General features: G+C 60.3%; 13 protein-coding genes and 1 tRNA gene. 8 read left to right on the top strand and 6 right to left on the bottom strand.

What is annotated here, in order from left to right:
• The first annotated feature begins 164 nt into the window (after positions 1–164).
• The 3 genes from HUU46_21745 to HUU46_21735 all read left to right on the top strand — a co-directional run bounded on the left by HUU46_21745 (position 165) and on the right by HUU46_21735 (position 7,243).
• Positions 165–2,624 (top strand): NPCBM/NEW2 domain-containing protein, encoded by a 2,460-nt coding sequence (locus tag HUU46_21745; protein ID NUM56271.1) that lies wholly within the window; start codon positions 165–167, stop codon positions 2,622–2,624.
• 46 nt (positions 2,625–2,670) lie between these two features.
• Positions 2,671–5,085 (top strand): DUF1080 domain-containing protein, encoded by a 2,415-nt coding sequence (locus tag HUU46_21740; protein NUM56270.1) that lies wholly within the window; start codon positions 2,671–2,673, stop codon positions 5,083–5,085.
• Positions 5,086–5,209: 124 nt separating this feature from the next.
• The gene (locus HUU46_21735; GenBank protein ID NUM56269.1) at positions 5,210–7,243 is read left to right on the top strand and encodes a hypothetical protein; all 2,034 of its coding nucleotides are present in this window, start codon (positions 5,210–5,212) and stop codon (positions 7,241–7,243) included.
• A gap of 24 nt (positions 7,244–7,267) precedes the next feature.
• On the opposite strand, the gene HUU46_21730 is transcribed toward HUU46_21735, so the two are convergent.
• The 6 genes from HUU46_21730 to HUU46_21705 all read right to left on the bottom strand — a co-directional run bounded on the left by HUU46_21730 (position 7,268) and on the right by HUU46_21705 (position 10,769).
• Positions 7,268–7,344, bottom strand: a tRNA-Val gene (locus tag HUU46_21730).
• 130 nt (positions 7,345–7,474) lie between these two features.
• Positions 7,475–8,578, bottom strand: coding sequence for a hypothetical protein (locus HUU46_21725; protein ID NUM56268.1), 1,104 nt, complete (start codon positions 8,576–8,578; stop codon positions 7,475–7,477).
• Between the two features lie 2 nt (positions 8,579–8,580).
• The gene (locus HUU46_21720; GenBank protein ID NUM56267.1) at positions 8,581–8,745 is read right to left on the bottom strand and encodes a hypothetical protein; all 165 of its coding nucleotides are present in this window, start codon (positions 8,743–8,745) and stop codon (positions 8,581–8,583) included.
• 18 nt (positions 8,746–8,763) lie between these two features.
• Positions 8,764–9,618: a sugar phosphate isomerase/epimerase gene (locus tag HUU46_21715; GenBank protein NUM56266.1), complete on the bottom strand. Its 855-nt coding sequence runs from the start codon at positions 9,616–9,618 to the stop codon at positions 8,764–8,766.
• A gap of 55 nt (positions 9,619–9,673) precedes the next feature.
• The gene (locus HUU46_21710; GenBank protein NUM56265.1) at positions 9,674–10,141 is read right to left on the bottom strand and encodes a VOC family protein; all 468 of its coding nucleotides are present in this window, start codon (positions 10,139–10,141) and stop codon (positions 9,674–9,676) included.
• Positions 10,142–10,217: 76 nt separating this feature from the next.
• Entirely contained in the window at positions 10,218–10,769 is a 552-nt protein-coding gene (locus HUU46_21705; GenBank protein ID NUM56264.1) for a DJ-1/PfpI family protein, read from the bottom strand.
• Between the two features lie 241 nt (positions 10,770–11,010).
• Here HUU46_21705 and HUU46_21700 point away from each other — a divergent pair, with 241 nt between their 5' ends.
• The 5 genes from HUU46_21700 to HUU46_21680 are packed head-to-tail and all read left to right on the top strand — an operon-like array spanning position 11,011 to position 14,918.
• On the top strand, positions 11,011–11,463 hold the full coding sequence (locus HUU46_21700; GenBank protein ID NUM56263.1) for a DUF1569 domain-containing protein: 453 nt from the start codon (positions 11,011–11,013) through the stop codon (positions 11,461–11,463).
• Entirely contained in the window at positions 11,460–12,359 is a 900-nt protein-coding gene (locus HUU46_21695) for a crotonase/enoyl-CoA hydratase family protein (GenBank protein ID NUM56262.1), read from the top strand. Before HUU46_21700 ends, HUU46_21695 begins: the two co-directional genes overlap by 4 nt.
• Before the next feature lie 12 nt (positions 12,360–12,371).
• Positions 12,372–13,481, top strand: coding sequence for an SMP-30/gluconolactonase/LRE family protein (locus HUU46_21690; GenBank protein ID NUM56261.1), 1,110 nt, complete (start codon positions 12,372–12,374; stop codon positions 13,479–13,481).
• Positions 13,482–13,504: 23 nt separating this feature from the next.
• A complete protein-coding gene (locus HUU46_21685; protein ID NUM56260.1) occupies positions 13,505–13,942 on the top strand; it encodes a hypothetical protein in 438 nt (145 codons plus the stop codon).
• A 31-nt stretch (positions 13,943–13,973) separates the two neighbouring features.
• Positions 13,974–14,918 carry a nucleoside hydrolase gene (locus HUU46_21680; GenBank protein NUM56259.1) on the top strand — a complete coding sequence of 315 codons (945 nt, stop codon included), beginning with the start codon at positions 13,974–13,976 and terminating at the stop codon, positions 14,916–14,918.

Raw genomic sequence — 14,918 nt, 5'->3', positions numbered from 1 at the left:
CCCTCGGAATGCATCCCGCGCGCAGTGAACCATACTCCCCTGCACGAATGCAATGTGGTGTGGGTGCACGCTGCGTCGAACGCCGGTTGCGTATTCGTTTGTACGTTTCGTTGGGCGTAGGATAAGACGTTGAAAACGGGGGGAGTGACGGGGGAGGTCCGACGATGCGATTTCTTGTCATGCTGGCAGCGGTCTGCCCACCATTGTACGCGGCTGCGCCTACATCGAATGAACTTCAGGACGCATCGCTCTGGGTCCAGGCGAAATTCAAGGGCGAACAACTCGTGGTGGAATCCGCGCCATCTATCGTTGTGCATGCGAATAACGATCCCGTCCAACCGAACGGCCGCGCGGGTAAGCAGATGAACATCGCCGGGAAGCAATACACGCGAGGGCTATACTGCCATGCCGTCAGCAGGCTTCGGGTTCGTCTGCCCAAACCGGGCAAAACATTCGAAGCGGTAGCTGGGGTTGACTCGAACGACCAGACCGCCGGCGGGCGCGGGAGCATCGAGTTTTTGGTCCGCGTGGGCGACCGTGAAGCATGGAAATCGGGCGTCATGCGCGAAGGCATGCCGGGCAAGGACGTAAGCGTCGACCTTGAAGGCGCGACGGAATTCTGGCTCGAAGTCGGCGACGCGCAAGATGGCATATCGTGCGATCAGGCCGACTGGGCCGACGCACGGGTCACGTTAATCGACGGTTCCGACGTGTGGCTCGGGGACTTGCCAATCGAAGGCGCTGGCCGCGCCCCGTATTCGACGGACCCCTTTTTCTCGTTCGTGTACGGCGGCGTGCCGTCGCATGAATCGATGCCGAAGTGGAAGCTGAAGCGGAGTTCAGAACGCATCGACAATCAACGCACGCGACACAGGCTACGGTACAGCGATCCGAATACGGGCCTTGAGGTGCGATGCGAAGGCATCGAGTACCGTGACTTCCCGACGGTGGAGTGGATGCTGTATTTCAGAAATACGTCAAAAACCGATTCTCCAATTCTCAGCGACATCCGCGCCATCGACACGCGATTTGAACGCGGCGCCGGCAGCGAATTCGCCTTGTACTATAACAAAGGCGACAACTGCACCGCGGACAGTTACGAGCCGCTGGTCGAAACGTTGAAACCTGGCTCGGACATGCGTATCGCCAATACCGGCGGACGGCCAACGCAAATCGCATTCCCGTATTGGAACCTCAACTTCGGCAATCAAGGGTTGATTGCCGTCGTCAGTTGGGCGGGCCAATGGTCGGCGCAGTTCCAACGCGACGCGGGCAACGGACTGCAATTGAGGGCCGGTCAGGAACTGACCCACTTCAAACTGCTTCCGGGCGAGGAAGTGCGCACGCCGATGATCGTGTTGCAGTTCTACCACGGCGACCGCTGGCACGCGCAGAACGTGTGGCGCGCGTGGATGCTTGCGCACAATCTGCCGCGGCCGGGCGGAAAGCTCCCGCCGGTCCCACAACTGAATGCGTGCAGTTCACACCAGTTCGGCGAGATGATTCATGCGAACTCCGACAGCCAAAAACTTTTTATCGACAAGTATCTTGAACGCGGCATGAAGCTCGACTATTGGTGGATGGACGCAGGTTGGTACTGGAACAAAACCGGCTGGCCAAACACCGGCACGTGGGAAGTGGACACCGACCGTTTTCCCGGCGGGCTGCGCCCAATCAGCGACTACGCACACGCGCGCAATGTTGACATAATCGTGTGGTTTGAACCCGAGCGTGTGACCGAGGGCACGTGGTTGGCCACGACGCATCCGGAATGGATTCACGGCGGCGCGAAGGGCGGATTGTTGAACCTGGGCATGCCCGATGCGCGCGCGTGGTTAACGGACCATGTACATGGACTCATCAAGAGCGAGGGCATCGATCTCTACCGCCAGGATTTCAACATGGACCCGCTGTCGTTTTGGCGCGCAAATGACGCCGAGGACCGTCAAGGCATCACCGAGATTCGTCACGTCGAGGGATACCTCGCATATTGGGACGACCTGCGGAACCGGCATCCGGACATGTTGATTGACTCGTGCGCAAGCGGAGGGCGCCGCAACGATCTCGAGACCTTGCGGCGCGCGGTGCCGTTGTTACGCAGCGACTACATCATGGAACCCGTCGGCAACCAGTGCCACACATTCGCGCTGTCGCCCTGGTTTCCTTTCTATGGTACGGGTACGTCGAAGACCGATCCGTACCTGATCAAGAGCACGTTGTGCCCCAGCTTTACGGCGTGCTGGGACCAGCGGGACGATTCGATCGATTGGCCCACTATCGGACGTGTCGTCGATGAGTGGAGAGCGATCGCACCCAATTATCTCGGCGACTTCTATCCCATCACGGAGTATTCGCTCGACAACAATCAGTGGATTGCGTGGCAGTTCAATCGGCCGGATGTTGGGGAAGGCGCTGTGCAGGTGTTTCGGCGCGCGGACAGCGTGTACGAATCCGCGCGCTTGCCGCTGCACGGGCTCGACCCGGATGCAACATACCGAATTGGGGAGCCCAACCGCGCGGACGCCGGAAGAGACTACGACGGTAAAACGCTGATGGAACGAGGGCTGCCGGTGACGCTCAACGAGAAGCCGGGGGCCGTGTTTATCGTGTATACGCGACACTAAGTGGCCGGAATTTGCGCCAGTCACTAAAACTGCTGGAGGTGCGGGTATGATTCGAGTTACGACCGTGCTGCTGATGGCGGCGGGCCTCGTTGTGTTCGCGGACGATTCGTTCCGCGATTCGGTATGGGTTTGGGGTAACCCGGAGATGGCACGCGAGGGCCGGCACACGGCGGTTTCCTTCGCGCAGGCAAGCCCGATGGAGCGAGCGCGTATTCTTGGAGCGCCGAATGTAATCATGGCGGGTCACGGCCTGCCGAGTTCTGATGAATCCGCCGATCGCGAAATGGCCGGTGTGCGCGACGCGCGGCGAATCGTATGGGAAATTGCGCCCGCGGTGGGCGGCTCCGCGCCATTCGACTATTCCGATTCGATTGCGCGTATCAAACGGCTTGCGGCACAACATCCGGCCATCGAAGGGATTCTGCTCGACGATATGAGCACTGTCGCTATCGGCGCGGGGCTGAAACCGGAACATATCCGCGCGATCCGCGAACAACTTGGCTCGGACAATGAGCGCATCCGAATTTGGGGCGTGGTTTACAGCATGAACCTGCGCGATCCGATGCTCGACGCGTACGTGCGCGAACTCGATGTAATCAACTTGTGGACATGGCACGCGCGCGATTTGCCGCAGCTTGCGGAAAACGTCGCGTACTGCGCGGCGCAGTGGCCCGACAAACCTATCGTTGTCGGCCTCTACTTGCACGACTACGGCGACGGCCGGCCGATCCCCGCGGACCTCCTGCAACAGTCGAACGAGACGGCGCTCTCGATGGCGCGCGGCAAACAGATTCACGGTGTCGTCTATTTGACGATCGATAACGAACCGGAGGCGGTGCTGCGCACGGCGCAATGGCTTCGTGAACAGGCCGGAGGGCCACAATCCGAGAAACGGATTTCCTGGGCGAGCGGGGAGGGGTGGAGCGTGTCCGGCGATCCGTGGAGCGAAAGCGAGGACGGCGCAATTCGCCCGCCCGACGCGCGCAACCTGCACAGCCGCGCGTTCTATACGAAGGAGCAATTTGGCGACGTTACCATCGAGTTCGACTATAACGGAAGCTACCGCGAGACCGGTACAGGTAACGCAGGTCTCATCCTGCGCGCACGGGACTCGAACCATTTCTACTATGTTCACTTCCCTTGGGGAGGGCAGCAACTCCGCGCCAAACATTTCTGGGCGGGTCTCGCCGCGGTGGAGGGAGACGCCTATCAGCGAAACATTGCGTTCGCGTATGTCCCCGGCGTTCCGAGCGAAACGGATCGGTGGTACCACGTGCGTGTCGAGGCGATCGGTCCGCGTATCCGCGTTTGGGTGGATGGCCGCAACGCGCTGGATGTGTCGGACGATCGTTTCGATCGCGGATACGTCGGATTCGCGGGTTACGGCTGGTATGCGTTTCGCAATTTGTATGTTTCGGGCGAACCGGCCCCTGCGGACGCGTGGAAACAGGATCCGATTCCATCGCACAACTTCACGGTGGGTCTGGACAGCCAAGGGATGCCGAGTGGTTGCGTCGCACCAAATGGCGACGTCATCCTGGCGCAGGCAAACAAACTTGTGCGCTCAAAAGACAAAGGGCGCACGTGGGGCGCAATCGAGACGTTGCCGGGCACGCTCGGTGACGTGGGCGACTATGGGTCCGCACTGTTTCATGCGGGCGACGCGCTGCACGTAATGGTCTATCGACCGCAAGAGGCCGTTCAGAAACCGGTACCCGAAATTGCAATGGCGAGTTCGAACGACTACGGCGTTACATGGACGGAACCGATTCCGTCACAGGTTGCGACGGAGTGGCCCAGCATTCCAAAGAACCTCGTTCCGTACGGACCGGTACATGTTACGCAAGGCGGTGTGTGGCTGCGCTTCCTGCTTGGCGGCGCTAAAGAGGACGGCGCCGTGTTCACCGACGTACGCACGTGGAGCGCAACGCACGCAAAGGCATTCGTAATTCGCAGCGTCGACCGTGGCGCCACGTGGTCCGCCCCGATTGACATCGACTGGCCCTCGTGGACCGACGCCAAACGCGGGACGATTTCCGGCTCGCTTGATCTGACGGAACCGTCCGCGGTCGTGATGGGCGACACTGTCACCGTGCTGGTGCGGCCTGTATACAGCGAGACGATGTGGCAGTGCTGGTCTAACGACGCAGGAGCCTCGTGGGACGCCGCGGCGCGCACGACGTTCCCCGGCTACGCGCAATCCATCGCGCGCACGCATTCCGGCGCCATTGTCTGCGCGCACCGCTATCCGCAATACGCAATCAACGTCAGCCGGGATGATGGACTTAACTGGGACGCGGGTACGATCATCGATTATCCCGTTTGGGGGATGGGATGCATCGTAGAAGTTGAGCCCGATGTGCTGCTTTGTACCTACATGAATGCCGAGCGCGCGCAACCTCTACTGGCCCAATTGGTCCGCGTAACCGAAGGAAGGATTGAGCCCGTTGTACGGCAATAATCGCACTGCGCGTGCGCGCAGGTACGGTTTCCAATTTGGACACCGGTCTGTCCGCCGGGCCGCATTCGTGGCGGCACTATCGTCGTTCGCATATGCCTCGGGGCCTGCGGTTACGACGGCCCCGATGACATACGTAACAGCGGTTTCGGCCAATGTAATGGACGATCCCGGGTTTCTGCAATCGGTTCGCGAAGCGCCTCCCAGTGTATTGCACCTTGGGCATGTATTGCCGCTCAACAGCGTGTTCGGCCCAACCGCAGACTACAGCGGATTCAAGCCCGAACTGGTCCCCGTTGAGACGATACGCCAACGGCGCAACAGGATTCGTACGTTCATTCACGAGTTGCACGCGGCCGGCGTTCAGCGGGTTGTCTGCTACATAAACCCCGCCATTATTGGCGGAGATCACACGAGCCGCCAGGGGTTCTGGTCGTTCTACGACCATTGGGACGACTATGCGTCCCTCGGAATCGGTGGCAAACCCTCGCGTGACCCGATTCGCTGGATGCAGCGCGAGCGTCAGTCGTTCGGCGCCTGGGCCCCCGAGCCGAACTACCCGCTTTGGCTTTATAGACCGTGCGTGAATGAACCGGCTTGGAGCCGGTACCACGAGGCCGTCGTCCGGCTTGTGGCGGAGTGTGGATACGACGGCGTGTTCGTGGACGACTGCATCGTCGAATGCCATCACGACGAGTGTGCGCGGCGATTTGCCGAATTCCTCAAACGGCGTTACCGCGGCAAGCACGCCGAGGCGCTCTTAGGCGATGACCACTCCATGGGCGCGATTCAGCCGCTGTGGCAAGGGGACGCGCAGGGTACGTTCCGCGACGCGGCGACCCACCTGTTCTGGCAGGAATCCATGCGAAACTACCTCGATCGCATCCAGGCCGCAGCGCACGCGCACAATCTGGAGTTCATTGCAGTCGCGAACTGGGGGGCAATCTCGCGCGTCAGGGGCGCAGCGGGGCGCGCACAGAGCGGTAAGGACATTGAAGTGTGGAAGCCCGCGACACAGTGGGTGATGTTCGAGGAGGCGCATCCGTCGGGACTGTTCGGGGCGGATGTACCCTTCGGCTACTCGCTCCAATACAACCAGTCGCTGATGCTGGGCATCCGTCCCGTCGTGCACGGTTACGCGGCGACGCCGCAACAAATCGATCTTGGCTTCGCGGAATGCGCGGCAGGCGGTGGCGGCGCGTTTGTGCAGCCGGACATGCAGCATCCCGAAATCCGCCGGAAATGGAGGAACTTTTTCGAGGCGAACGGCGACGTCCTCGAACGGTTCTCGTTGGTTGCGCCGGTAGGGCTGGTCCTCGCGTACGATGAACTTCGGTATAACAACAAAGAGCACCTGCGCCAGGCGCTCGCGACAGCGCAAGAACTGTATTCGGCGCATATACCGTTCGCTGCACTTTCCAAGTCGCACCTTGTGGCGTCGGCGCTTCGAGCGTATCGCGTCCTGATAGTCCCGAACGTGAAATACATGGAAGAGCATCACATCGGGGCGATTACGGAATTCGTGAAGAACGGGGGCAAGCTGCTCACCGCCGGCGACTGTGCGATGTTCGATTACAGCGTCAACGAACGGGATGCCAAGCACCGGCGAATACTGCACGACGCGGCGGCGCAAAACGCTTCCGGGACGTTGCACGTTTCGTCGCTGGAAGAACTGGTATCGCGACAGGCGCTCGATAGTATCGCTGCGCTGGACATACTCGACCCCGGGGAATTCGCGAAACGCGCGGGCGAAATCGTTGCCGAGACGAAAAATGCGCGAGAGCCCGCGCCGCTGCAAACGGCCTTGACAAAACTGGCAGGAGAAGACCTCTCAGTCACGGCATCGGCGCCCGGTATTCGGACGGTGGTCTACGAGCGGCTTGGCCGGAAACAAGGCGCGCTGACCGTGCATGCGGTGCGTTACGCGGTATCCGTCACTGGCGAGAGCGTATCGGCGCATTCCCCGGCCCCATTGAGAGTAGCCGTGCCGGTTCCGCCGGGATGGAAGCCGCAATCCGCCAGCGTGCGCTCACCCGACAACCCAGAGATAGCCATCGCCATTGCTTTCAAGGGTAAGGCGGCGCATTGCACGATACCGCCGTTCGACGTGTATTCGCTGTTAGTTGTCCGACTTTCCCGCCGCGAATCTTCACCCCAATGAAGCGTGCGGCGAAAGGTAGGACTATGGTGGGCGGCACAGGGCTCGAACCTGTGACCTCCGCCGTGTGAAGACGGCGCTCTAACCACCTGAGCTAGCCGCCCACCGAGTAGACCGTAATGATAACAAAGGGCCTCAGAATCGGTCAAACTGCGCCCTGCGCGGCGCACTTCCCTGCCGCATTTTTCCGGCGCGCAACTGACGTCGATCGAGAGAATCGTAGAGGCCCGCGGACTACTTCGCCAGCGTTCTTACCAACCACGGGACCGCATTGGTCGAGTCCCACCGATGGGGCCCGTGAAATACATCGTGACGAAGATTCCCGCCGGCGTCGAGCAGGTCGTACACGCGGCGCGCGATGTCGATCTGCGGTTTGACGTTGTCGAGATTGCTCGCGCCGTTGAGGTTGTCCTCGTCGCCGGTCTGGATCATGAGTGGGCGCGGCGCGATGAGCGAACCGAGATCGCCGTGGTCCGCGTTTTCCCACAAATGGGGAACGTAGTTGCACGAGCAATTCGTGTGCATTTCGAGCAGGGATTCTTTGACGCCGTAAAAGTATCCACTGACGACGGCCGCTTTGACGCGATCGTCCAACGCCGTGAACCACAACGTTTGCAGCCCGCCGCCGCTCAAGCCCGCACACCCAAGTCGGTTCACGTCGCAGTCGGCGCGTGTGGCGATATAATCCGCCGCGCGTTTGAGGTCCCAAACCCACATCCCCGTGACGGTCTGGCCGAGCGGCAACGCCATCTGGTTGATCCATTGGCACGAGGAATTGCGGAGATCGCTTTTCGCCGCATTTTCCTGGCGTTCGCCGAATCCGCGCGCGTCAGGGCAAACCACAACACATCCCGCCTTGCAGAACGCAACGCCGTAGTCATAGTGAAAGTTCTTTATCGCGTCCGCGACCTTCGGCTCCGTCGCGACCCCCGCGACGGCCACCTTGCCGCCGCCGCCGTGCCCGTGCGGACATATCACAACGGGAAATGGCGGCTGCCCCGTTTTTGGGACCAGCACGTAGACCGGCATACCGATTCCCGGCTCCGTCCGAATTTCTACGCGCTCGCGGATGTAATCGCCGCAATCGACGCGTTCTGTAATCTTCGGGTCGAGGTCGCACGGTTTCATCGTGTCCAACCCGAGAAGCTGTTCGAGCTTTCCCCTCGATGCGGCGCGCCATGTCGCCACGTCCGTCGCAGACGTTCCCTGAAATCGCAGCGCCCTGCCAACCTCGTCGAAGCGTTGGCGCACGTAGGGCTGGACCGAATACGGCGGGATGTCGTCCGCGGCAAGTGACGCAAGACAGAACAGGACGCTCAGCACGGCAAACGGCCGCATGGCTACTGGCCTGCGCCAATGCCGAACGCGTCAGTAATTGCGCTAAGGACAGGCAGGCGCACGCCAAAGAGAGCGGCCCCCACCGCGATAAAACCGATCAATACGGCAACCGCGAACACGGCCCCAATAAATGCCCTGATCTTCGTCCAACGCAGTGCCTTCGACATCGTCCATTCCCCTCCCGTTTACGCGCTGTGCGCGCTTGCCCCTTCGACAATTTTCATGAACCGGCGCCCGTACTCGACGTACGAATCGTGCAGCGCTTCTTCGCTTGGTGCGCCTTGGCCCGTGTGGATCACGGCGGCCAGGTGCGGCTCGATCGAAAAGCCGCCGTCATACCCTTTGGCAAGCAGATCGGACACGATCTCCGGCACGTATCCGTCTCCTTCGCCGCAGTACGTGTAGAGTTCTTCGCCATCGGTCCTTTTCGCGTCTTTGATATGGACGTAGACAATGTCGTTGTAGACGGTCTGGTAATAATCCCACGCATCCTGTCCGTACGTGACCGGGTTGCCGGTATCGAACACGACCTTTAGCGCGGGGCTGTTTACTTCTCCCAACAGGATATTGCTGTTTTCCGCGGACAGCCCGCCCCAACCGCTGCAATTCTCATGGCACAACGTGATACCGCCGTCCTCCGCCATTTTGGCGAGCACCCTCATCCGGGCGATGGCTTCCGCGCGCCATTCCGGTTCGGAGACAGGATGCTTCGGATCGTTCGGATAACTCATCACGCGGATGAACGGCGTGCCGAGCCGGTGCATGCGCGGAATCGCGCGCGCAAGATCCTCTACATCGATGTTCGCGTCACAAGTGATGGGCCGGGCCCAATTCGCGATCGCGCTGCCGAAACATGAGACCTTCATACCCGCGGCGTTCACCTTATTCGCAACCTCATCGAACAGCTCGTCGCCCACCATTGTGAGGTTCGTGCCGTTCACCAGCCGCAACTCGAGGTGGTCCCAGCCCAATTCGCGGTGCGCCGCAATCTGCGCATCGATGGTCTTTCCCGCTTCGTCCGATATTCCCGAGTAAAACATGTGTCGCTCCTGCACTCGCCGGCGCCGAGTTACCGGCGCCGCGCCCAATTTTGCATTACTGCTGTTGGCCCTGCTGCGATTGTTTCCTCGCAAACTCTTTCTGCCGCGATTCCATCTCCGCGGGCGGTATATCTTCGACGTGCGTGGCGATATACCACTTGTTGCCGAACGGATCGGTCACGCCCGCGGAACGCTCCCCGTAGAACATGTCCGCCGGTTCGTAGAGTGTCGTCGCCCCGGCGCCAAGCGCCCGCGCATACGCCGCGTCCGTGTCCGGCACGTACAAATGAATCGCACTCGCCATGGCGCGCCACTGCTGCGTCGCATCGGATACTTCGATCATCGAGTCGCCGATCCGCGCGGATGCGTGCATGATTTTCCCCTCCGGCGTCACCGACCGATACGTCTCAGTCGCGCCAAACGCATCCCGCAAGAACGCCAGGAAACGTGTTGCGCCGTCGACATGGAAATAAGGAACGACGGTCTGAAACCCTTCCGGAACATGTGACTTCGCTTTCGCCACAACACCTCAACGGAGCACGGGCGCCCCGCCCGTGATTAGGCTTCGGATTGGCGAGTTGGAAAACCCGCAGTTCAAACTAATTCCGCACCAACGCCTTTTCGACGCTGTGCCGTTTGTCTTTTCCTTCCAGCGCTTCTACCAGGGCCAGCGCAAAATCCATCGCCGTACCGGGTCCGCGCCCTGTGATGATCTTGCCGTCGCACTGCACCGGCGCGCCGGTATATGTCACGTCCGCCAGACCCATTTTATCGACGAAGCCGGGATAGCTGGTTGCCTTCTTGCCCTTGAGCAGACCCGCGTTCGCAAGCACCTTTGGCGCGGCGCAAATCGCTCCGGCATATTTCCCGCTGTTCGCCATCTTGTGCAGCACGTCATGCACGCGCCTGTCGTTATCGAGATGGTCGGCGCCCGGCATCCCGCCCGGCAGCACCACCATGTCATAGTCGTCCCGCAGCGCTTCGTCCAACGTCTTGTCCGCCTGCACGGTAACTCCGTGCGCGGCCTTCACGTTCTTGTCGCTCAGGCTTGCGGTGACGACATTCAGGTCCGCACGCCGCAGCAAGTCGATGATTGTGATCGCTTCGATTTCCTCGAAACCTTCCGCAAGCGGCACGAGTACTTTTTTCATGGTAAATACCCTCCCGAACGGACGCAACCCTCGTCCGCTACTGCAAACCTCAGTCTAGTGACCCGGCGTGGCCCAGTCAATCAATCGAACAGGCGGTCTCATGAGGCCGGCCGGTTCCCATCAACACATCTCGGGACGTTCGGACGCCTCGCATTCCATTGGTTTCCCGAACCGCCCCGGCGGTTTCGATTCTCTCCTCGTTTCCCGGTAGCATATCGGTCCAGCGGTGGAGGGTCATACCATGCCTGTTTTGTCGGAGTCGAACGTTCAGACCTATTTGGATCGGTTTGCGAAGGTGGCGCCCGACGCGAAACCGTTGTGGGGAAAGTTCACGGGCGCGCAAATGCTTGGGCACGTGAATTCCACGTTGCTGTACACCCTGGGCGAAACGCCGCTCCTGGCGTTTCGCGGCAATTTTAAGACGCAGTACATCTATGCTCCGCTGCTGCTGAATGGCATTGCGAAGTTCCCCAAGAACGTTCCACTCCCGCGCAGCAAGAAGCAACCGCCGCCAAAGTTTCCGGAGGGCGACTTTGAGACATTGAAGGCCACGATCCAACGCCTGTTCGCAGAGGTGAAGGCCGGCGAGTTTTCTCCGCCGCATCATCCGTATTTTGGCAATATCGGGCCGACGCGTTGGCTGAAGTTTCACGCGGCGCATTTCGATCACCATCTTCGGCAGTTCGGGCAATGACTATTGCCTACCGAGCAACGGGGAGAATCGCCCGAATTGCGCTGAATCGGCCGGAGCGCGGCAACGCGATTACGCTCGAAATGCCGGGCCAACTCGCGGCCTTTGTCGAGCAGGCATGCCTCGATCCGTCCGTGCACGTCATCGCGCTGTCCGGGAACGGTTCGGGCTTTTGCGCGGGATACGACCTTGTGCTGACGGCGGAACACCGCGATTCCGGCGAACAAGCTGGCACGGTTGCGGGCACAATCTTTGACGCGGATGTACAGCGCGCGAACCACGACCCGTCGAAACCGTGGGACCCCATGATCGACTACGCGCTCACGTCGCGGTGTGTCCGCGGTTTCATGAGTTTGTTCCACGCGGACAAGCCTGTCGTGTGCAAGGTGCACGGCTACTGTGTCGGCGGCGGCACCGACATGGCCCTGTGTTCGGACCTGATCATCATTGAAGATAAGGCAAAGATTGGGTATCCGCCGGCGCGCGTGTGGGGGTCGCCGACGACGTCGCTGTGGGCGTACCGGCTGGGAATCGCACGGGCGAAGCGGCTACTGCTCACCGGCGATTGTTTGTCCGGAGCCGAGGCCGTCGAGTGGGGGCTTGCTACCGAGTCCGCGCCCGCGGACAAACTCGACGAACGGTTTGAAGCTCTCCTCGAGCGAATTGCACGATTGCCCATCAACCAGCTCATAATGATGAAGCTGCTGCTGAACCAGTCCCTCATGGCGCAAGGTCTGCACACGACACAGATACTCGGTTCTGTGTTCGATGGAATCACCCGGCACACGCCGGAGGGTTATGCCTTCCAGCGGCGCGCCGGCGAGGCGGGATTCAAACAGGCCGTGCGCGAGCGCGACGAACCGTTCGGGGACGCCGGCCGTTCCACGTACAAGGGGTGATCTTTCGTGTCGATGGAACAGTCCAATGCGGACGCTGAAGGACGGCGCGCGCGTGGCACAGCGTCCGTGGTACTCGGCTTGGTCATCGTTGCGGTACTCGCATGGCTCATATTCGGACCATCCGAAATCGATCCCATTGCGTGGACTCCGCCAGAAGCGCCTTCACTAACCGGCCAATTTGCTCAAAACAATGTGCTGGATTCGATTGAGCTTCGTTTCCGAGGACAGCTCCTGGGGCCGGAAGATATTGCGCGAGACAAGGAAGGGCGTTTTTACACCGGCCTGGCCAACGGCTCGATTGTTCGAATTGCTCGCGATCTACTAAAGACGGAGTTGCTTGTGAATACCGGGGGGCGGCCGCTTGGAATGGAGTTTGACGCACAAGGGAACCTGATTGTCTGCGATGCGCACAAGGGCCTGCTGTCGATCGATCCGGAAGGAAAGATCACGACGCTTTCCACGGAGGAGGGCGGCGTGCCGTTTGGTTTCACGGACGACTTGGCGATCGCGACGGACGGCACAATCTACTTCACCGACGCCTCGTACAAGTTTCATGCACCAAATTACCTGGCGGACTTGATGGAGCATCGTGGGAACGGAAAGTTCTTGAAGTACGACCCTGCAACGAAGACGACAACGAAGTTAATCGGCGATTTGTGTTTCGCGAACGGCGTTGCACTGAGCCCGGACGAATCGTTCGCGCTGGTAAACGAAACATGGAAGTACCGCGTTTTGCGCTACTGGTTGACCGGAGACAAGAAAGACACATGGGACGTGTTTATCGACAACCTGCCGGGTTTCCCCGACAACGTTTCCTCCAACGGCAAGGGCACGTTTTGGCTCGCGCTGGCAAATCCGCGTAACGCCGCCGCGGACGGAATGGCGCCGTATCCATTGCTGCGGCGCGTGGTGTGGAAACTGCCGAAAGCGATGCACCCGGCCGCGGTGCGCTACTCGTTTGTGTTGGGTTTGGACGCGCGCGGCAAAGTGATTCACAACCTGCAAGGTCCCGGCGGATCGCTTGCCCCAGTGACGAGCGCAAACGAGTATGACGGCAAGTTGTTCCTCGGCAGCGTGGAGGACAGCCAATTTGGCGTGTTCGATTTGGCAGGGCTGAGGTGAGCACTCGCGTGTGGATGAGACCGATGGAAACAATGAGAGATCGATTGGTCGCCGCAACTTTTGTGTCCGCCGTAGTGATGCTGCCGGCATGCACGTCCGCACCGCCGATTAAGGTGGCGGACGATCTCGTTGCGTACTTGCGAAGCGAAGGTGTTTCCATCGAGACGCTGGAGCCCGCGCCCAAACCCGAGGGGAACTACTTCCGGTTTGACGAGGGCGTTCGTGCAAAAGGGCCGGAATTGTTTCTCGATATCCTCCGCATCGAAGACCGGCGGGTGTTCGACATCGCAAAGTCGGCCGGAAAACTCCTGGTGGTTGCGGAAGCCGTGGCGGGGCAGCCGATCCCCGACAATCCAATCGTCTTCGCACGGCACCCGTTTGTCGTAGTCATTCGCGAGGAGCCGGCAGGTGCGAACCTCGAAGCGACGCTTGCGAAATTGCTGCCGCCTGAGCGAGAGTAGTGAGTCCCTGTCAACGTTGGAGTATCTGCGAATGGTTGCCAGTCTCCTCGCATCCGCATTTCTACTGTCCGCCGCTGCTGCGCCCGTGCCCGTGATTCTCGACACCGATTTGGGCGACGACATCGATGATACGTGGGCCTTGGCGATGCTTCTGGGTTCGCCACAGGTGGACGTAAGACTGATCGTGACTGCGTCCGATGACACGGAGACAAAGACGCGCCTCGTCGCGAAAATTCTCGAAAAGATGGGGCGCGCGGATATTCCTCTTGCGAAAGGCGTGAAGAACAGCGACAACAAGATTCACCAAGCGCAATGGCTGGGCGACTATCAATTGGCGCAGTACAAGGGCACGGTTATCGACGACGGAGTCGGCGCATTGATTGACACCGTCAAGAAATCGCCGAATCGGACCACCTTGTGTGTAATCGGCCCGCAGACGAACATCAAGGCGGCGCTCGAGCGTGACGCGTCGATTTCGGAGAAGGCGCGGGTAGTGCTGATGGCGGGCAGCGTATACGTCGGTTACGACGGCAAGCCGGAGCGCAGTCCGGAATGGAACGTGGTGAAGGACGTCCTGGCGGCGAAAGCGGTATTCGCGGCGCCGTGGGAGATTACGATGGCGCCCTTGGACATTTGCGGCACGCTGCGCCTGGCGGGCCCGCCCTATCTCGCCGTGAAGAACTCGACGAACCCGCTCGCCTCGGTAACGATCGAGAATTACGAACTCTGGGCCAATCGGAAACACCATCCCGCCGAATCGAGCAGCGTGCTGTTCGACACGGCGGCGGCGTATTTGACGTTTGACGAAAGCCTTATGGAAATCGAAACGGTGCACCTTTCGATTGACGAAAAGGGCAACACTATGCCGGACGAGAAAGGGCGTCCCGTGCGGTGCGCCCTGCGCTGGAAAGACCGCGACGCGTTCGAGGCGCTGCTTGTTTCGGCGCTCACCAGCCCAGACGCGAAGGCCAAGTAG

The sequence above is a fragment of the Candidatus Hydrogenedentota bacterium genome (assembly GCA_013359265.1).
GTDB lineage: Bacteria > Hydrogenedentota > Hydrogenedentia > Hydrogenedentales > SLHB01 > JABWCD01.
The sequence above is the reverse complement of the archived record's forward strand: the minus strand, read 5'-3'. Positions and strand labels throughout refer to the sequence as shown.